The following is an 18,832-nucleotide window of genomic DNA, read 5'->3' on the forward strand; positions in this document are numbered from 1 at the left end:
TTATCGATGTGGTTGTCTTATGAGTAATTTAAAACCCAATAGTGTGATTGCCTGCTTGGACTGTCCCGATCATGTGCAAGCGGTTCTAGACGCTAGTATGTGGGCGGCGATGCGCCTGCGAGTGCCGATAGGCCTACTCCATTCGATACCTAGTGTGCAGCAAAAAGCCGCTGTTAACTATTCAGGCTGCCTAAACATCGATGATGAGAGCTACCTGCTCGATCAGTTCACCAGCAAAGAGCAGCTGAGTAATGGCGAGCTAAAAGCTCAAGGCCGACTCCTGCTCCATCAAGCAGCGGCATATTGTGCCCAAAACCAGCCCAAACGCCAAACTTATACTTTGCATCGGCACGAGCATCTAAGTGAAAGCCTAGATTATGTCGATAATGAAGCTCAGCTAGTGGTTATCGGTCACGAGGTCACTTGCAAATCTACGCTAAGCCAGCTGATCCGTCTTAGTCACTGCCCTGTTTTGGTGACCCCTGCACCATTTTTGCCCCCTACTACTGCTTTATTCGCCTTTGATAATCGTGCGACTACTCATAAAATGCTTGATTGGCTATGCAAAATCCCGCTAACTCGTAACCTGACCATTCATATCGTGATGGTCGGTCGTGATAGTTCTGAAAATTGTGATGCACTAAGAGAGGCTTACGCGCGACTTAAGCAAGCAGGTATCAACTGTAAAAAGAAATTGATACAAAGCCGCGATGCTTGTGCAGCAATTAGCTATTACCAACAGGAGCATGAAATAGGTCTACTTATGACAGGTGCTTTTGGGCAGTCACGACTGCGCGAGATGCTACAAGGCAGCGATACTAAAAAGCTGCTAGGCACTACTAAAACCCCTTATCTATTGTTCCCCAAAGCTTAGCTTTCTTAACAGCTTACACTCTGTATAGCCCAGCGCTTATAGGCTTAAAGCTCCGATGTTTCACTATATAAGCGTATTGAAACCTACGTAAATCAACAGCTGTTTTCTCTAATTATCACTCCTCATTTTCATAGCGTTCAGCTAAAAGCGTTTACTAAGCTGTTCAGATATTTTATGGCTAATTTTTGCCGTTATCCATATTTTACTGCCATGAACAACGCAGCAAAACATCCTAAGATAGCCTGCCCTAAACCGAGCAAAGTTGGTTATAATAAACCGACAGCTGACTAATCATCAGCGCTATGTTAACTTTTTTTACAGCAATCGTATTTATAAAATGCCGTAAAAAGCATTCTATGCTGTTATCAATGGCTTCATCTAAGACGCTTAAGTCCATCCGTAATCAACCCCTTTTGAGAGCGTTTGGCATAATTCTTGAATGTCTTAAGTGAGAGAAATTGAGCACAGTAGCCGTACGATGCATCAAAACGCATGCATAAGCCTGCGATATTACTTAGATAAGGATAATCTTATGAAGCTAATCACTGCTATTTTAAAACCTTTTAAACTCGACGATGTGCGTGAAGCACTATCTGAGATTGGTGTTAAAGGCGTCACTGTCACCGAAGTCAAAGGTTTTGGTCGCCAAAAAGGACATACCGAGCTTTATCGCGGCGCAGAATACGTGGTGGACTTTTTACCTAAAGTAAAAGTTGAAGTCGCGGTGATCGATGAGATGGTCGAGCCCGCTATCGAAGCCATTACTCGTATCGCTAGCACTGGCAAAATCGGTGACGGCAAAATCTTCGTAACTGCGCTCGAACAAGTCATTCGCATTCGTACTGGAGAATCAGGTCCTGATGCCATCTAAATAATTTACGAGCCCAAGTCTATATCGCTGTTATTGCTCACTATTGAGTCTCTACAGCGATTTATAGACCACTGCTCATAAAACACGCTTAGCTATCTAAAAAAAAGTATCTGCATTGTCAATTCAAGGGGGAATTAAGATGCAAAGTCAAATTTTCGAACTACAGTACGCGCTCGATACGTTTTATTTTTTAATCTGTGGGGCGCTGGTCATGTGGATGGCCGCAGGCTTCACTATGTTAGAGGCAGGTTTAGTACGATCAAAAAACACCGTTGAGATATTGACAAAGAACATTTCACTGTTTGCTGTTGCTTGTACTATGTATATGGTGTGCGGTTATGCCATTATGTATGGTGGCAACATGTTTTTAAGCGGTATTGCAGGCAATGAGAGCTTAGTAGAGAACGCTTTGGCAGCCTCTGTAGAAAACGGCTTCAACGGTGATTCGGTATACTCTGATCCTTCTGACTTTTTCTTCCAAGTTGTGTTTGTGGCAACCTGTATGTCGATCGTTTCAGGTGCGGTCGCTGAGCGCATGAAGCTATGGGCGTTTCTATTATTCGCGGTAGTGATGACAGGCTTTATCTATCCAATGGAAGGTAGCTGGACTTGGGGTGGCAACGATGTATTTGGCTTCTTCAACTTAGGTGACATGGGCTTCTCTGACTTTGCAGGCTCTGGCATTGTCCATATGGCGGGTGCTGCTGCTGCACTAGCAGGCGTACTATTATTAGGAGCTCGCAAAGGCAAATATGGTGCTAATGGCGAAATACGTGCCATTCCTGGCGCAAACTTGCCATTAGCAGCGCTAGGTACGCTAATCTTATGGATGGGCTGGTTCGGCTTTAACGGTGGCTCAGTATTGAAACTGGGCGATATCGATAGTGCGAACACCGTCGCTATGGTGTTCCTAAATACTAATGCCGCAGCCGCTGGCGGGGCAATCGGTTCACTAATAATCGCCCGCCTTATCTTTGGCAAAGCTGATTTAACAATGCTCTTAAATGGTGCACTAGCAGGACTGGTTGCTATTACTGCTGAACCTTCAACGCCAACGGCCCTGCAAGCAACTTTATTTGGCGTAGCCGCAGGAGTGATCGTAGTTCTTTCTATCCTAGCAATAGATAAAATGAAAATCGATGATCCAGTTGGTGCTATCTCAGTACATGGCGTCGTTGGTCTATTTGGCTTGTTGATCGTGCCGATTACAAATCCAGCATCTACCTTTATCGGTCAGATTGCTGGTGCTGCTACCATTTTTGTTTGGGTATTTGTTACCAGTTTAATTGTGTGGAGCGTGCTCAAAGCTGTCATTGGTATTCGTATCTCTGAAGAAGATGAATATGAAGGCGCTGATATTGCTGAATGCGGTATGGAAGCCTATCCTGAATTTACAAAATAAATACTCTATAGCTATAAGAAAATAAACTAAAAACCCCGCTAAGCCTATTGGTTTAGCGGGGTTTTATATAAAGCTATTACAATAGTAAATACGTAAAAGCTAAGCTTTAAAATAAAATACTATCTTATTTCTTCTTCCACTGTTGGCTACGGAAGATTGGGCCTACGTAACCTTTTAAATTTAGCGTATTGCCGCTTAAGCTTGCGGTCATACGATAATCTTTACCCTTAGCAGGATCAGTGATCGTACCACCACTATATTTACCGCCGCCGTCTGCTTTTAGGCCTCTGATGACCGTAGTGCCGACGTATTGCTTGGCTTTTGCAGTAGAGCCTTCGATCAGCTTACCTGTCAAGACGCCATTGGACTCAGTGATTTTTACCACGCCTTTTGGCTGGCCGTCATCATAAGTCTGCCAAGTAGTGTTATGCAGTGGATCCGCAGCAAATGCCATAGTAGCCATGCTGATACCTGCTACTGCCATCATAGATTTTGTAAATAATTTCATAAATCGACTCCTTTCGTACGATGATTATTCAAAATGTGAACTCGAAATAGCATTTATAATATCCTTTACTATCTCCTAGCTACTGTCTCTATCACTATAACCGATAGAGAATTAACCAAAGAAAAAGTAATATAAACGCTAACTTGAGCCATTATAAGCATATTTTGCACTTTGCCTAGTAATTTTTTATATAAATTCCTTTCTGTAATTAACAATTATATCAAAGGCTTATAGAAACGGGTTGTCAACGGTTCCGTCTGTTCGGTCATCTTTTATCTTTGACACCTCATCATTTATTGTGTACTGACTTGTTTTTTCAAAGTGCTTTAGTATCTTGCTTGTTAACTCATTTAATTGCTTTGCTTGCTCAAAACCTATCTCATTAAGGTATAAATCAATATCCCCATAGATAATAATCTTATCGGTTTGATTCTCTATTATTAGTTCACCAATCTGCATACTTTGATAATCATTAGCAAAAGGGTCAATCATACGGGTATCCTTTTTATCCAAATTTAGCCAGAGTCTATTCGATGATAACGAATTAAGCTTGTAGTTGCATCACTAACCACTGGATAATGGCAACGACAAATATCATCCAAGCAGGCTCTTCATCAGTGTTAGAAATACCCAAGTCATCACCTGCCTGCATAGGCAGTGCTAGCGCCTGCGATCTAACCTGATAGTCCAATATAGGCATCACATCAATCCCCGTTTGCTCAGCTAGCTCATCAAGGCTGATAATTTCTATCCGCTCCGATTCATCATTAGGCGCATAGTAAACCCCTGCTTGATTAATTGCTGGAATATATACTGCCTTAAAGAAGTGACTAGGTACTAGCACAAAGTTTTCACGGTTCTCAGGATCCTTAATTTTCTCACAGTTCTTTAGCTTCTCACATTTCTCACGGTTCTCACGGTTCTCACGGTTCTCACGGTTCTCACGGTTCTCAAGTGTTTTGAGTTTTTTATCGGTAAAAGCGACACCAGTGACGGTATAGACTTCACCATACTGCTGGGTCAAATAACGGGTAGCCGACTCGATATTGCGCCAAATATAACGATTATTACGTGGTGACTGCGGGGCAATATTAGCCAAGCTAAAGCTATCATACTGTTGCCTACGATTGGCCATGTTGCCATTAGGCGCTAGATGCCCTCGATCGTAGCCAGAGCCTGAATAATCCGCTACTTTGGCACGCATAGAGGTTGGCAAACGACTCTCTTCATGAAAGCTATCATCACGATCAATTAGCTTGGCTTGATTAAGACGATTGCGATCTAAATATTCTGCTGACCACAATGGCGTGCGCGAAGCACCTGAATACATCACCGCAAAACCGTCAAAGCATAACGCTTGGGTGTTTTGACTTAATTTGGTATTAGTAAATTCAGGATAAATACCGCCATAGAACGACTCGCTACAATCACTAAAATTATTGGCGTGAGCGGTTGGCATGCTAAATATAGCAATGATTACTGTTAAACCAATAGATTTAGGACCAACTGTCATCATAGAACTCATTACCATAGTTTGTGTTTGTTGATATAAATACATTATCCTAGCAGGCGCATACTTGTATATAAAGAAAGTAAAGCTCGCTACCAGCTAGAATAATTTCGCTAAGTACCAAACTAATAGCTGAATTTTGCCCTTTATCCAGTCGATAATACCTAAGACAAATAGCATCCAAGCAGGCTCTTCATCATTTATTGTGAGATTATCTAAATCCTTACCGGCTTTAAGTGGTAAATCTAAAGCCTGCGCTTTGACCTGATAGTCTAATACAGGCATAACATCGATACCTGTTTGTGCTATCAACTCATCTAAGCTGATAATTTCTATGCTCTCAAACTCATCATTAGGTGCGTAATAAACGCCAGCTTGATTGGTCGCAGGAATATATACTGCTTTGAAGAAATGACTAGGCACTAGGACGCGATTATTTAAACGAGCTAGCTTTTTGGTTGTGAAAGCAACGCCAGTGACTGTATAGATCTCACCATACTGTTGAGTCAAATAGCGCGTAGCTGATTCAATATTACGCCAAACATAACGACTATTGCGCGGTGATTGCGGTGCAATATTGGCTAGACTAAAGCTATCGTACTGCTGAGAGCGATTTGCCATATCACCGTTAGGTGCTAGATGCCCACGATCATAACCTGAGCCAGAATAGTCCTTTAATGATGCACGGAAAGATTCAGGCAAACGACTCTCTTCATGAAAGCTAGCATCATAGTCGATTTGTTTAGCATCATTCAGGCGCTTGCGAGTCAGATACTCAGCTGACCATAACGGGGTACGCGAAACGCCTGAATACATAACGGCAAAACCATCAAAGCATAGCGCTTGGGTGTTTTGACTTAATTTTGTATTAATGAATTCAGGATAAATACCGCCATAAAAAGACTCGCTACACTGGCTTAAGTCCTCAGCATGTGCTACTGACATAGTTGCTACTACAGTGACTACTATAAGGGTGCTATTAAATATAGAATTAATCTGACTATTGTTGAAGATGTTTTTGCCACTATTAATTTTACCGTTCACTCTCATTACCCTATCATCAACTATTATTCAGCTTTGCATACTGCGCGCACTCTATCCTAGCAGGCGCTTGGTTATAATGAAAGATAAGACATATTAATCTATAATCATGACCTGCAAGTCGTGACATTGTAGGCACTATCGTCTATAATGAGCCGTCTCAAAACGGTGACGTGGGTGAGTGGCTGAAACCGCACGCCTGGAAAGTGTGTATGCGTTAATAGCGTATCGAGAGTTCGAATCTCTCCGTCACCGCCAATCTTATTCTCTGCTTAATCAAAACCTCTGTATTCCTAGCTTATTCTAATTTTTCTCTAAATAATTCTTCAATAGCATGACTTCGAGTCTGGACTTATCAATTTCTGTCGTTTGAAATATATTAATTTTTACGATTGAGACCTGCAAAGCTCTATATTTAAAACTTATAAGTTTTTTTGAAAAACCGTGGAAGTTTTAGCAACCATTCCTTATATCAAAAAGCTATCAGCAGGCTACGTAAGCCTATCCTTTAATTCCATAAGGCAATCTCTAGATTTTATAACATCGTTTTCAGTAATCTTTGTATTTACCTCATGAAACCTTTTATTCCTTTTCAATCTCAGTTCATGTAAATTCTCTCTAAGATAAAGATCAATTTTTTCCTTATCATAAGAATATTCAATTAACTTAGCAGGAGTAGCGACACTGGTAGGATAAGCATAATTTTTTAATAGAGTTTCAATATCTAGCCAGTTTTTTAAAAATTCGTCACTTATCTTTAGCTCCTTTATTGTTAAGGACATTTGTTCAATCACTTTCTCATTTTCTAGATTGACTGTTTTTTGTGAGTTGATCTCATTCTGAACGCTGTTAAGCTTACTCTGTGTTATTTCTTTCTCTAGTTTCAGCTGATTTGAGCCCTTGATTAATGACTGCTGTTGCTGCCGCATTTCATCGATTTTATTTTCTAAACTTAGCTTTTCTTTAGCTTGCAAAGCTATTGACTGATGGGCTTCTCTTAGCTTCAATAGATTACTACTCTTCTCTAATTCATTGCTCTTCAACTCATTACGAATATCTCGCAGTTGTTTTTCTAATTGTTTGGTAGCATTGCTGTTGTCTTGTTTATCTTTGAACACGGTTAAACTTTCAATCTTTTGCCTCAGACCCTGCTCTTTTCTCATCAGATCTTTTTTTATATTATCAATTTCTTCTTGAGACCTCGTTAACTGTTTTAAACTATTTTCCATCAAAAAAGTACTTTTTGTCAAAGACGATAATTTATCCTCCCTGTGCTTTTTCTCAGCAGATATTTCTTTTAAATTAACCTCAAGATCTCTATTCTGCTTGGTTAAATGGCTGTTTTTGTAATTTAGATTCTGCATAACTTTCAAGTTGTCTTTTATACTAACTCGCAATTCAGTTTCTCTTTTTTTCACATCATTCAGGCTAAGGTGTAATGAGTTTCTTTCTATTTGCAATGCTTCATTTGACTTTGTTAGACCCTCATTAAGCTGTCTAGACTCTTCTTCTCTCTTTTCGAGACTTGATACTGAATGAACAATTATATTTACAATAGCACCGATACTCAAAGCAAAGCAGGTTACGATGATTAGCGATACTTTGAAACCTAGATTAGGAATAAACATACTAAAAAATAGTATAGTGGCAATAGTGCTAGTCAAAATCGACAAGCCTTTATCAATAAAATAGCGCCCGTAGTCAACATAACCACAGATACTGCCAGTAATTAAACATACAAGTAAAGGCATGAAATCGAAGCTATCAAAGGCCACAAAAGCAAACAGCAAGTATATAATTAGTAATAGTGAAACAGGCATTGTGATCTCAACAGTATGTTAGTTATAAACCTTTGAAACAATTATTTGTAGCTCATTCTTATATATACCTATTTTGCCTTCCAGCTTAACTCGTTTAGAGGTATCGTTATAGTCTTCTAATAATAACAGTCGATCTTCTAATTGGTTGGTTTCAGAATTAAATAAAACCCCGTTTATGCTGCTTTTATCATCACTAACTTTGAAGAAGGAGTGACCTTTTTTACTAGTCTTTAAATCTGAAATCATAGCATTTAACAGTACATCACGACCCTGCATGCTACCTTGCACATCAGACACATTGATAGTCTCAGTACCTATATAAGTTTCAGTGTTCTTCCCAACCACTTTATAATCTGAAGTTTTATTCACAAAATAATAAGCATTGTTATGACTTTTATTAAGGGTATCGGGAAAACTAATGACATCTCCTAAGTTCACATTCACAAGCTGAGGTTCTAAGCTAGTGAGTAAAGTGTAGTCCAGATGATCGGCAAAACTATTTACCTTAATAAAGGTCTTTTGTTCTGCATTAGTATTGACATTAACTACCTTTCCAGTGATATATGCAGACTGCTCTACATTATCTGTGCCTTTGCTATTGTAGTTGTCATTTACATACGCTTCTTCTTCGTTATTATCATTGACCAATGTCGAAATATTTTCAGATGCCATATCATTGGTACTACTGACACTATATTTGGTATAAATAACATACGCTACTGAACCTAAAAGGAGCAACGCAACCGTTAAAAAAGCAAGTTTATAATTAGAGTTATTTGTCATTGTGAACCTAAAGTTAGTAAGTAAATGATTATAGTTGATCAAATTTTTATATAGCAATTATGTTGAATCGCGGAATCTTATCATTAATAAAATGAGAGTAGTAGATAGTTTATTTAAATTGCGTGATCTTTAGGCCAAATCATAGTCATACCAAAATCTACCGCTTAGCCTTCGATGGTAGCTATAGTCAGGCTATCAATTTAAAACCAAAGAAGTTATCGACGGAATTATTCTACAAGATCTGAAGGACGGTAACATCGATGGCATCTCCGATCACCTGCAAGCGTTAATCCATGACGCCTCACAAGATGACCTGATAAAGCTAAAAGACTTATTTGCTCAAAGCGCTTTGGATAAGCAAGTAAAAACAGGGATCAAAAAAGATGACGAGCTATCCGCTAAATGGCGTGAGGGCAGCTATCCTTATGAGAACCGCTTGTCACGCAAGACCTATGAAAAGCAAAAGTATCATCTACGAGTAGAGCTACTAAAGCTGCAACGCTGGGTCCGTGAAACGGGACAAAAAGTAGTGATTGTCTTTGAAGGTCGTGATGCCGCGGGTAAAGGTGGTACGATTAAGCGCTTTATGGAGCATCTCAACCCTCGCGGTGCCAAGGTAGTTGCGCTAGAAAAATTATCTGAACAGGAGCTTGGGTAATGGTATTTTCAGCGTTATGTCCAGCATCTACCAACGCAAGGCGAGTTCGTGCTTTTTGATCGCTCATGGTATAACCGAGCAGGCGTAGAGCGGGTAATGAACTTCTGTACTGATGAGCAGTATCAGACCTTTATGCGTCAGACTCTAGGCTTTGAGAAAAACCTGATCGACTCGGGTGTACATCTAATTAAGTTTTGGTTTTAGGTGAGCCGTGATGAACAGCGCCGCCGCTTTGCTCAATGTGAGGCTCATCCATTAACGCAATGGAAGCTGTCGCTTATCGATATGGCATCATTCGACACGTGGGATGACTATACGTTGGCTAAAGAGACGATGTTTTATAACACCGATCACGCTGAGTCGCCTTGGATCGTAATTAAGTCCGACTGTAAAAAGCGCGCGCGGCTAAATGCTATGCGATATGTACTCAATAAGCTACCGTATGACAATAAAGACAAAGAGCAAATCGGCTATGTTGATCCGCTGATTGTCGGTCGTGCTGGCGCTCTGTATGAGCTGGGTGAAAAAGACGAGCTAGCAGTGGTTTAAATTATTACAGTATTTAGACTAGCATCGATACCGCTACTCTAAGCGGCCTGATCCTACTCAAGCCATCCAATTACGATCGGGTGGCTTTTTTGTGCGCGGTGATGGCTTTTATGCTTACATTTACTTTCTTAAATTAGATAATATATTTTTATATAACGATAAACTATGTATCATTATATAAATAATATCGGTTGGCATGCTATAATATTATATTGATTTTCGTGGGAAAAATTCTGTTGTCTGATAGTGATTTGTACGAGAAGTGACTGTCAAACGATTTCAGGTTTACTCTCAAGATAATCAGTTGATAATATTATAGAGTTTGTAGGAACGTAGATGGTAACTGTAATACAAGATTTAAAAAAAGACTGGTCACTTTCAGCATCTGTTGCTGGTTTTTTAGCCGTACTCATTGCTTATGCTGGACCGTTAGTGATTTTTTTTCAAGCAGCACAAGCGGCGCAAGTATCAGAGGCGATGATGGCGTCTTGGATTTGGGGGATATCGATAGGCGCAGCGATACCGAGTATTTACCTCTCTATCAAATATAAAGCACCGATAGTAAACGCTTGGTCTGTGCCAGGAACGGTTTTACTCGTGACCTTATTTCCACAGATGAGTATTAATGAGGCCGTTGCTGGTTATATTATTTCAGCCATTGTCATTTTCATTGTCGGCGTGACGGGTTATTTTGATAAAATTCTAAAGTGGATCCCTAACAGTATCGCCGCAGGTATGATGGCAGGCATACTATTTCAATTCGGTTTGGCATTGTTCGTTGCCACTGACACTATGCCAGTTATCATTTTTAGTATGTTGGGTTGTTATCTATTAGCCAAACGCCTGTCACCGCGCTATACGATGATTTGGGTATTGTTGTGTGGCATTATCTTAAGCTTAGTATTTGGCAAGATGAATCCTGTTGATGTTGATTTTACAATGACGGTTCCTGTTTTTATTTCGCCAGAATGGTCATGGAACTCAACGTTTAACCTTGCTGTTCCCCTTATCCTTGTCAGTTTGACAGGGCAGTTTTTACCTGGGATGGCGATCTTGAATTTAAGTGGTTATGACACGCCAGCGAAACCTATTGTTATGGGCTCTAGCATTGCTTCATTAGCCGTTGCTTTTATAGGCGGTATTACCATTACGCTAGCCGCGATAACTGCTGCACTATGTACGGGAAAAGATGCGCACGAGCTCAAAGAAAAGCGCTATATCGCTGGTGTCGCTAATGGTGTTTTTTACTTATTAGGCGGGGTATTTGCTGGTAGCATTGTACTGGTATTTAGCTTATTGCCTAAAGAGCTGATCGCCGCTCTAGCTGGTTTGGCACTGATAGGTGCTATCTCAGCCAATATTGCTGTGGCTATGAAAGATGAGAGCCAAAGAGAACCGGCATTGATTACCTTTTTGGCAACAGCCTCTGGTATGCAGTTTTTGGGATTAAGTTCAGTTTTTTGGGGCCTTTGTATCGGTATCGTTGCTCATTACCTATTAACTAAAAAAATCCCTCAGCCAATTAATGTATAACTGAATTAATAGTTATAGTAGATTAATAATGACAAGGATGTTATTGCTTCAAAATTCGATTATAGTTATTGTTTATAATAATAACTTTCAACATTCAAATAGGGATCGAACTATGCAAAACTTAGGATTAGGGATAATAGCAGGGCTTGGCCTGAGCCTGAGCGCTTGTGTCACCATTAACGGCGCACCGATGGGCACTACAGATAACACGACTATAGTCACCCAATACCCAATTGAAGCCACGATGCTCAACATCTATACCAAAGCGCGTAGTGCAAAACTAATGGCAATAGTCGATGGTCAAACCGTAACGGCAGATATCAAAGTCACGCCCAAAGGGGCTATGCTGTTCAATGGCAAATCTGTACAAGGTGGCGAAATCAGCACTATTAGCACTCTATCGGGTCAAGTGACCAATCAAGCCGTTGCTACTAACTACTTTACGTTGAATCCGCTAGTATTCCACGGCTTTACGGACAACACAGGTATATACTCAGTATCGAATCAAACCTCCAGCATCCCCAAGAGCGCGCGCGTTGGCGAGTCTAGCAGTTTTGTCACTGATACGGTCTATACCGATCAAACGATGAGCCGCCAATTGGGCATTTATGAGCAGACATGGTCACTGACTCAAGATAGCAATAAAACCGCATGGTTCTGTATAGGGACCTCTGGGAATCTACTACTTAATAATGACCCTGATAGTGCATCGACAGAATGCTATAACATTAATGCTCAAGGTGATATCTTGGCTAGCAAAGTGGTTATTACACAGCCTGCTGAAAATGGTAACGGTACGATTGAACTGATGAGCCAGTAGGTTTTACTAACTTGCCTAATAACTTGACAATAGCTTTACTGAATTCTTTAGTGGGGTTTGCAATACTAGTAACTCGTTTATTATAAAAAGGAATTTATTATGGTATTGACTACAAAAGCTTTTATTCACTATGCTAATGATAATAGCTGCAGTTGCCCAAAATGCGATTGTAAAAATTCAGCCACTTGCAAGAGCTGCAATTGCTGTACAAACTGCTGCCAGTGCAATTGATTGTCAACGCCACTAATGAACAGTATAAATTAGTAAAATAATCAGTGTCCTAAAGTTATATTTAGGGCGCTGTTTTTTATTGAGAATAAAACTACTTAGTCCTGCAACGTTATCTACCTAGACCCCTCTCTCCTATTTCTGATGGCCTTATAAATGCGCACTGATTACTCCAAATCAAATACTCAGACATCAGCGCTTAGCTCATTATGGCCTATACTAGTCATAGCGGCGCTCGCATTGACCCTGCGCCCGACTTTGACATCTACTGGCCCGTTACTGGATGAGATTCGACTTAGCACAGGGATTGGCTTGCAGACTGCCTCGCTACTGGTAGTGCTGCCTATGCTGTGTATGGGCATCTATCCGCTACTACTGCCTTGGCTAGGTAAAAGCTTAAGTGAGAGCACTTGGATCATAGGCGGATTGATCGCCATTGCTTTATCAGGGTTATGGCGACTAGGGCTAACTTCAAGTGAGGCGTTGATTTTCAGTACGTTGTTAGGCGGTATTGGTATCGCCATTGTACAGTCGATGGCACCCGGTGTGGTCAAGCGCTGGTATCCCCATCGTGTACCACTAACGATGGGAATTTATTCTGCATTTTTGATGGTAGGCGGCGGTATTGCAGCGACCTTTAGCCCGTCAATCGCTCAGCATTATGGTAGCTGGCAGGCAGGACTCGGTGTGTGGTTAATATTGCCCGTTATTGCCTTATTGATGTGGTGGTTTCGACCAGCCAAGGCGACTCAGACCACACAAAGTAGCGTGCTGGTTAACTTTTTTAAGAATCGCCGTGCGTGGCTACTCGCCATCTATTTTGGCCTTGCCAATGCAGGCTACGCTTGTATGATTGCTTTTTTGCCGACTTATGCACGTGGTCTAGGGTGGAGCGCTCAAAGTAGCGGTGAGCTGATCGGCATTATGACCATATTTCAGGTGATAGGCGCACTAGGCGCTCCTGCGCTCTCAAACAGTCGGCTAGATCGCAGGTCTTGGTTATTCTTCGCCGTCGGTATTCAGCTTTTAGGCTTTGCAGGATTAATCCTGATGCCTGAGTCACTATTATTGCTGTGGGCAGCTCTAATAGGCGCAGGCCTTGGCGCTTGTTTTTCGTTGACACTAACGGTAGCACTTGATCATTTATCTGCACCAAACTTGGCGGGTGCACTGACTGCTTTTGTGCAAGGTATTGGTTTTATTATTACTGCGATTGTCCCCTACTTTGCAGGCTCACTACATGAATGGCAAGGCGGTTTCCAGATTATTTGGGTCATGCTTATTTTGACGTTAATAGGCATGTTAGCGGTCACTATAAGGTTTAATCCTGACAGTTATGCTGCAACTATGGACTATTAACATTCTTTAGACAACTACTTATTTTGAAGCTGATATGCAAACTCTACCTACATTAACCGGTGCAATAGCGCAAAATATAGTTAATACCGCTGTCATTACTCAAGCAGGCCTAAAAGCTTTGGAATAAAGGCTTATGGCGCTCAAAACAGTTTTCGCTTAAAGCAATTACGCTCAACACAATAAAAGGTAGCCGATGTTACTTAAAGTCTTACGTACCTTACTCACCATTAGCGGCTTAGTTTTTATTATAGACTGCGTCATCTTGATTGCTGTTGACAAAATTAATTTCAGTACCGTAGTGCCACTTTTAATAGGTCTTATCTTTATCGCTCATGGACTGTTTTGGCATACTATTCGCAATTTTGTGATTCAAAGCACTTGGCTCAATATCAGCTGGCACGCGCTATGGATTTTGTTTGGATTATGGCTAGTGAGTTTTGGCGTATTTATAGGGTCTTTGCAACAGCAGATTAAGCTGAGTAAGCAAGTTACACCGCCCGTTGCCGCTGTCATTATATTAGGATCAGGCACAGTCGGTGGTCAGCCAACGCCAACGCTCGCCGCCCGATTAGATAGAGCTGTACCTGTTATCAAATCACAACCGCAAGCTGTCGTTATTACCAGTGGTGGGGTGGGCTTTGGGCGCACGCGTAGTGAAGCCGATATTATGGCGACTTATCTTTATGAGACTCACGGCATACCTTTAGCGCGAGTGACGCAAGAAGGCGAGAGCACCAGCACAGAGGAGAATCTAATCAATAGCCAAGCTATTTTAGCAGCTCAATCAGTCAGTCTAAATGAGCCTATCGCTATCGTCACCAGCGATTTTCATACGATCCGCTCAGCAGCTATTGCCCGTCACCAAGGCTATAAGCAGCCAATATTACTAGCCAGCCCCACCCCATTGTCCGTCCGTTATAACGCTTGGTTTCGAGAGTATTTTGCTTTTGTTAGTGGCTGGCTATTAAATGAATATTAAAAGGGTTAAGACTCACACTCTACCAATAAAAACGGGGCAGTTTTACTGATCTCAGAGCAAGCCACTTGTTTAGGCACACCTTGAGCGACAATATGTCCACCCGCGTCTCCTGCGCCAGGGCCGATATCCATAACCCAGTCGCTATTGCTAGCCACTTGCATATCATGCTCGACCATAATAACCGTGTTGCCTGCATCGACTAGTCCATTCAATTGCGCCATCAACATTGATACGTCTTTAGGGTGCAAGCCAGTGGTCGGTTCATCCAGCACATAAAGCGTATCGCCACGCTGGCTGCGCTGTAATTCGGTAGCTAGTTTGATGCGTTGCGCTTCACCACCTGAGAGTTCAGTAGCTGGCTGACCTAATCTTAAGTAGCCTAGCCCAACTTGTAATAAAGCATCTAATGCTCGCAAAATAGATGGCTCATCAATGAAGAACTCACAGGCGCTCTCAACCGTAAGCGCCAGTACTTCAGCGATATTTTTATCGCGATATGTGATTTCTAACGTGTCCTCATTATAGCGCTGACCATGACAGACTTGACAGGGAGAATAAACGCTAGGTAAAAACAGCAGCTCGACCATCACGAAGCCTAAGCCTTCACAATTAGGGCAGCGACCTTTGGTAGTATTAAATGAAAAACGACCGACATTATAACGGCGTGCTTTGGCCTCGTCGGTGGCTGCAAACCGCTTACGCACATGATCAAACAACCCAGTATAAGTCGCTAAGTTAGAGCGCGGTGTACGCCCAATAGCCTTTTGATCGACAGTGACTAATCGTTTTATATCATCCATGCCAGCGATGATTTGACCACCCGTTGGGGTCTCTAACTCTTGCTCTAATAAATCAGCTTCACCCGTTGGCGCTTCTATGACTGGTTTTTGTCCTAGTACCTCATAGACCAGCTCAACCAGCGCCTGACTCACCAAGCTCGATTTACCTGAACCGGATACCCCTGTTACGGTAGTCATCACCCCTAACGGGAACTCGACAGCTAACCCTTGCAAGTTATTGCGCTCAACCCCTGCGAGTTTTAGCCAAGCTATAGGCTGTCTCGGCGGACGTTGCGCGCGCTCAGTAATGCTTTTAGCAGTATTAAAAAGATACTGACCTGTATGTGACTGTTTAACTGTACGTAGTCCCTCGACAGGACCACTATAAATCACTTCGCCGCCATGAGCTCCAGCATCGGGGCCAACGTCGACTATCCAATCAGCATGTCGAATAACACTGACATCGTGTTCGACTACAAATACCGAGTTGCCAGACGCGATAAGCTCATCTAACGCGCCTAATAACGCTTGAGTATCAGCAGGATGCAGACCAGCAGAAGGTTCATCCAGTACATACACTACTCCAAAAAGTTTCGAGCGAATTTGAGTGGCTAAGCGCAAGCGTTGCAGCTCACCTGGCGATAAGGTCGGCGTAGTACGCTCAAGCGATAAGTAGCCCAATCCTAGCATCGTCAATGCCTCGACACGCGAGAGAATATCACTAGCAATACGCTGAGCGACAATGGCTTTTTCTCGATCTACAGTATCATCAGTTGGTTTAGCTTCGGCAGCAGCACGTAGCTCAAGCGCGACTTCGGTGAGTGTTAGTTGCGATAATTCACCGATATCCAGTCCAGCAAATTTGACCGATAGCGACGCTCGTTTTAGCTTTTTGCCATGACACTCTGGGCATACTGAGATTTGCATAAATTGAGACACCCGCTTTTTGGTGAGCGGGCTTTGAGTTGTTGCAAAAGAGTGCAGAATAAAGTTTTTGGCACTGGTAAAAGTGCCTTTATAATTAGGTTTTTCGTTACTGTCGATGGCCGCACGTACTTGCTCGATATTATATTCTGGATAGACAGGTACGGTTGGCGTCTCATCAGTGAATAGTATCCAATCGCGAGTTGCTTTAGGCAGCTTATGCCAAGGTACATCGATATCGTAACCCAAGGTAGTTAGAATACGGCTTAAATTCTGACCTTGCCATGCGGGTGGCCATGCAGCAATCGCTCTATCCCGAATGGTCTTAGTAGGATCAGGAACTAGCAGCTGCTCAGTGACTTCGAACACGCGGCCAATACCTGAACAAGTTGGACAAGCGCCCTCTGGAGTATTTGGCGAAAACGCATCAGCATACAAGATATCTTGACCAGCAGGATACTCACCCGCCCGTGAGTAAAGCATGCGCAGACCATTTGAGATCGTAGTTATACTACCGACTGATGAGCGTACCGAAGGCGTACCACGCTGTTGTTGTAGGGCGACCGCTGGCGGCAGCCCTTCTATCGCATCGACATCTGGCTCATCGACTTGATCTATCAAGCGCCTTGCATAAGGCGATACTGAATCTAGGTAGCGGCGTTGCGATTCGGCAAATAAAGTACCAAACGCTAGCGACGACTTGCCGGAACCAGAGATACCAGTGAATACTACTAATTTATCACGCGGCAAATCGATATCGACATTTTTTAGATTATGAACGCGTGCGCCTCTTACTTGGATGCTGTGACCTGCTTGAATACTATGATCTGGATTATCTAGGGAGTTATTATCAATACGCTTATTGTTAGCACTTTTATCATTAGTAGTGGCCATAAAAAGGCTGTTCCTATTTTTGTATGTTTTAGTTTTGATGTGTTTTAATTGTATTTTTCAAAGAAATTTTTGAGGAATTTATAGAGAAGCGTTTATCGCTCGAAGTTAAGTAACTTGAAGCTGTATAAATAATAGAAGGGAATGAAGATAATCTTAACATTTTGCTGTACTGGTATAGATAACACCTTACTGACACAGTACGCATTACTTACATAGCTTTACTCGTCGTTCAGAGACAAAAAAATCCCATCATAGCTGCGGGATTTTTATAGTTTAGTCGTAGTGGATCAAAGTGCAACGTAGCCACCTTCCTATTTAGTGGTAACCATTATATCTGGTTCTTTGTAAAATATAATGACCCCAAATAGTAAAAGACCTTTACGGGTGAGTAATAGTTATCTGTGTATTTTAAGCTCATTATGGAAGCAAGCGCTCTGCTAAAAACTCTACTAACAGCCTAATTTTGGGGGATAAATAACGATTGTACGGGTAGAGCGCCCATATAGCCTCTTCAGGCTCTCTATAGCTATCTAATATGCTTATCAGCGCTCCTGATTGTAAATACTTTTGCACATAATAATCAGGCAACTGCACGATACCAAGCCCTTTTAGTGCGGCGTCAGCCAAACTATAACCGCTGTTATAACGCACGCTACCAGTCACCCGAATATTGCGCTCTTTGCCCTGTTCTTTAAAATGCCAGTAATCCAAGGTGCCAAGCAAACAGTTATGCTGGCCAAGCTCAGTCAGCGTGTTTGGTACACCGTATTTTTTGATATAAGCAGGCGCGGCACAAACAAAGTTGGTGCGGCTACTGAGTTTTTTAGCCATCATTGTCGAATCATTTAAATTACCGATACGAATCGCTAAATCATAACCGCCCTCTAATAAGTCAACCGTTTGATTACTCAAAAAAGCGGTCACTTCGATATCGCTATAGCGCATCATAAAGTCATTCACTAGTGGTAGTAACTGTTGCTCTCCATAGGTGACTGGGGCGGTAAGCTTAATCCTACCTTGCGGTTTTGATTGCAAATTACTGACGGCTTGCTCAGCAGCATCTAAACCGTCTAGCACCGCGCGGCAGTGCTGGTAAAACACTTGCCCCTCTTCAGTGAGCGATACCCTACGCGTGGTGCGATACAGCAACTTGATATTCAGACGCTTCTCTAAGGCGCTTACTTGACGACTGACTTGTGCGGTTGAGAGACCAATATTTTTGGCGGCTTTAGTAAAGCTTTCGTATTCAGCCACGTAGACAAATTCGCTAATACCTTCCCATTTCATGATTGTTACCACA

Annotated in this window: 15 protein-coding genes, 1 tRNA gene and 1 pseudogene; 9 read left to right on the forward strand and 8 right to left on the reverse strand. The window is 42.0% G+C overall.

Annotated features, from left to right (window positions below; all coding sequences use genetic code 11):
• Positions 1 to 19: 19 nt before the first annotated feature.
• The 3 genes from ACR63T_RS12675 (at position 20) to ACR63T_RS12685 (ending at position 3,147) form a co-directional block, all read left to right on the forward strand.
• Positions 20 to 874 (forward strand): universal stress protein, encoded by an 855-nt coding sequence (locus ACR63T_RS12675; RefSeq protein WP_305899078.1) that lies wholly within the window; start codon positions 20 to 22, stop codon positions 872 to 874.
• A 532-nt stretch (positions 875 to 1,406) separates the two neighbouring features.
• Entirely contained in the window at positions 1,407 to 1,745 is a 339-nt protein-coding gene (locus tag ACR63T_RS12680) for a P-II family nitrogen regulator (RefSeq protein ID WP_201570471.1), read from the forward strand.
• 139 nt (positions 1,746 to 1,884) lie between these two features.
• Positions 1,885 to 3,147 carry an ammonium transporter gene (locus ACR63T_RS12685; protein ID WP_472784210.1) on the forward strand — a complete coding sequence of 421 codons (1,263 nt, stop codon included), beginning with the start codon at positions 1,885 to 1,887 and terminating at the stop codon, positions 3,145 to 3,147.
• A gap of 124 nt (positions 3,148 to 3,271) precedes the next feature.
• Here the strand turns inward: ACR63T_RS12685 and ACR63T_RS12690 are convergent, their stop codons facing one another.
• The 4 genes from ACR63T_RS12690 to ACR63T_RS12705 all read right to left on the reverse strand — a co-directional run bounded on the left by ACR63T_RS12690 (position 3,272) and on the right by ACR63T_RS12705 (position 6,110).
• Positions 3,272 to 3,655 (reverse strand): DUF2147 domain-containing protein, encoded by a 384-nt coding sequence (locus ACR63T_RS12690; protein WP_472784211.1) that lies wholly within the window; start codon positions 3,653 to 3,655, stop codon positions 3,272 to 3,274.
• Between the two features lie 228 nt (positions 3,656 to 3,883).
• Positions 3,884 to 4,147: a hypothetical protein gene (locus tag ACR63T_RS12695; RefSeq protein WP_472784212.1), complete on the reverse strand. Its 264-nt coding sequence runs from the start codon at positions 4,145 to 4,147 to the stop codon at positions 3,884 to 3,886.
• 52 nt (positions 4,148 to 4,199) lie between these two features.
• Positions 4,200 to 5,171 carry a DNA/RNA non-specific endonuclease gene (locus ACR63T_RS12700; protein ID WP_472784213.1) on the reverse strand — a complete coding sequence of 324 codons (972 nt, stop codon included), beginning with the start codon at positions 5,169 to 5,171 and terminating at the stop codon, positions 4,200 to 4,202.
• A gap of 93 nt (positions 5,172 to 5,264) precedes the next feature.
• Positions 5,265 to 6,110 (reverse strand): DNA/RNA non-specific endonuclease, encoded by an 846-nt coding sequence (locus tag ACR63T_RS12705; protein ID WP_472784214.1) that lies wholly within the window; start codon positions 6,108 to 6,110, stop codon positions 5,265 to 5,267.
• A gap of 263 nt (positions 6,111 to 6,373) precedes the next feature.
• Here ACR63T_RS12705 and ACR63T_RS12710 point away from each other — a divergent pair.
• Positions 6,374 to 6,464: transfer RNA gene (locus ACR63T_RS12710), tRNA-Ser, on the forward strand.
• Between the two features lie 233 nt (positions 6,465 to 6,697).
• Here the strand turns inward: ACR63T_RS12710 and ACR63T_RS12715 are convergent.
• Both ACR63T_RS12715 and ACR63T_RS12720 read right to left on the reverse strand, forming a co-directional pair.
• Positions 6,698 to 8,026: a hypothetical protein gene (locus ACR63T_RS12715; protein ID WP_472784215.1), complete on the reverse strand. Its 1,329-nt coding sequence runs from the start codon at positions 8,024 to 8,026 to the stop codon at positions 6,698 to 6,700.
• An 18-nt stretch (positions 8,027 to 8,044) separates the two neighbouring features.
• Complete coding sequence (locus ACR63T_RS12720) at positions 8,045 to 8,809, reverse strand: OB-fold nucleic acid binding domain-containing protein (protein ID WP_305899083.1); 765 nt, start codon at positions 8,807 to 8,809, stop codon at positions 8,045 to 8,047.
• A 241-nt stretch (positions 8,810 to 9,050) separates the two neighbouring features.
• On the opposite strand from ACR63T_RS12720, the pseudogene ppk2 reads away from it, so the two are divergent.
• From ppk2 to ACR63T_RS12745, 5 genes and pseudogenes are all read left to right on the forward strand, one after another.
• Positions 9,051 to 10,016, forward strand: a pseudogene (gene ppk2, locus ACR63T_RS12725) (polyphosphate kinase 2).
• A 336-nt stretch (positions 10,017 to 10,352) separates the two neighbouring features.
• Positions 10,353 to 11,549, forward strand: coding sequence for a benzoate/H(+) symporter BenE (gene benE, locus ACR63T_RS12730; RefSeq protein WP_472784216.1), 1,197 nt, complete (start codon positions 10,353 to 10,355; stop codon positions 11,547 to 11,549).
• A gap of 112 nt (positions 11,550 to 11,661) precedes the next feature.
• Positions 11,662 to 12,369, forward strand: coding sequence for a hypothetical protein (locus tag ACR63T_RS12735; RefSeq protein WP_472784217.1), 708 nt, complete (start codon positions 11,662 to 11,664; stop codon positions 12,367 to 12,369).
• Between the two features lie 384 nt (positions 12,370 to 12,753).
• The gene (locus ACR63T_RS12740) at positions 12,754 to 13,956 is read left to right on the forward strand and encodes a CynX/NimT family MFS transporter (RefSeq protein WP_472784218.1); all 1,203 of its coding nucleotides are present in this window, start codon (positions 12,754 to 12,756) and stop codon (positions 13,954 to 13,956) included.
• Positions 13,957 to 14,149: 193 nt separating this feature from the next.
• On the forward strand, positions 14,150 to 14,935 hold the full coding sequence (locus tag ACR63T_RS12745) for a YdcF family protein (RefSeq protein WP_305899087.1): 786 nt from the start codon (positions 14,150 to 14,152) through the stop codon (positions 14,933 to 14,935).
• Positions 14,936 to 14,940: 5 nt separating this feature from the next.
• Here the strand turns inward: ACR63T_RS12745 and uvrA are convergent, their stop codons facing one another.
• Together uvrA and ACR63T_RS12755 are read right to left on the reverse strand one after the other, a co-directional pair.
• Positions 14,941 to 17,532 carry an excinuclease ABC subunit UvrA gene (uvrA, locus tag ACR63T_RS12750; RefSeq protein ID WP_472784219.1) on the reverse strand — a complete coding sequence of 864 codons (2,592 nt, stop codon included), beginning with the start codon at positions 17,530 to 17,532 and terminating at the stop codon, positions 14,941 to 14,943.
• A gap of 417 nt (positions 17,533 to 17,949) precedes the next feature.
• Complete coding sequence (locus ACR63T_RS12755; RefSeq protein ID WP_305899089.1) at positions 17,950 to 18,819, reverse strand: LysR family transcriptional regulator; 870 nt, start codon at positions 18,817 to 18,819, stop codon at positions 17,950 to 17,952.
• Positions 18,820 to 18,832: the final 13 nt, after the last annotated feature.

The organism is Psychrobacter sp. M17(2026), from assembly GCF_055699815.1.

What these genes read in the sequence shown, in the direction of transcription:
- benE (WP_472784216.1), top strand. Translation starts at nt 10,353, where the DNA reads ATGGTAACTGTAATACAAGATTTAAAAAAAGACTGGTCACTTTCAGCA.
- ACR63T_RS12735 (WP_472784217.1), top strand. Translation starts at nt 11,662, where the DNA reads ATGCAAAACTTAGGATTAGGGATAATAGCAGGGCTTGGCCTGAGCCTG.
- uvrA (WP_472784219.1), bottom strand. Translation starts at nt 17,532, where the DNA reads ATGGCCACTACTAATGATAAAAGTGCTAACAATAAGCGTATTGATAAT.
- ACR63T_RS12705 (WP_472784214.1), bottom strand. Translation starts at nt 6,110, where the DNA reads ATGTCAGTAGCACATGCTGAGGACTTAAGCCAGTGTAGCGAGTCTTTT.
- ACR63T_RS12675 (WP_305899078.1), top strand. Translation starts at nt 20, where the DNA reads ATGAGTAATTTAAAACCCAATAGTGTGATTGCCTGCTTGGACTGTCCC.
- ACR63T_RS12740 (WP_472784218.1), top strand. Translation starts at nt 12,754, where the DNA reads ATGCGCACTGATTACTCCAAATCAAATACTCAGACATCAGCGCTTAGC.
- ACR63T_RS12745 (WP_305899087.1), top strand. Translation starts at nt 14,150, where the DNA reads ATGTTACTTAAAGTCTTACGTACCTTACTCACCATTAGCGGCTTAGTT.
- ACR63T_RS12685 (WP_472784210.1), top strand. Translation starts at nt 1,885, where the DNA reads ATGCAAAGTCAAATTTTCGAACTACAGTACGCGCTCGATACGTTTTAT.
- ACR63T_RS12680 (WP_201570471.1), top strand. Translation starts at nt 1,407, where the DNA reads ATGAAGCTAATCACTGCTATTTTAAAACCTTTTAAACTCGACGATGTG.
- ACR63T_RS12700 (WP_472784213.1), bottom strand. Translation starts at nt 5,171, where the DNA reads ATGATGACAGTTGGTCCTAAATCTATTGGTTTAACAGTAATCATTGCT.
- ACR63T_RS12715 (WP_472784215.1), bottom strand. Translation starts at nt 8,026, where the DNA reads ATGCCTGTTTCACTATTACTAATTATATACTTGCTGTTTGCTTTTGTG.
- ACR63T_RS12755 (WP_305899089.1), bottom strand. Translation starts at nt 18,819, where the DNA reads ATGAAATGGGAAGGTATTAGCGAATTTGTCTACGTGGCTGAATACGAA.
- ACR63T_RS12720 (WP_305899083.1), bottom strand. Translation starts at nt 8,809, where the DNA reads ATGACAAATAACTCTAATTATAAACTTGCTTTTTTAACGGTTGCGTTG.
- ACR63T_RS12695 (WP_472784212.1), bottom strand. Translation starts at nt 4,147, where the DNA reads ATGATTGACCCTTTTGCTAATGATTATCAAAGTATGCAGATTGGTGAA.
- ACR63T_RS12690 (WP_472784211.1), bottom strand. Translation starts at nt 3,655, where the DNA reads ATGAAATTATTTACAAAATCTATGATGGCAGTAGCAGGTATCAGCATG.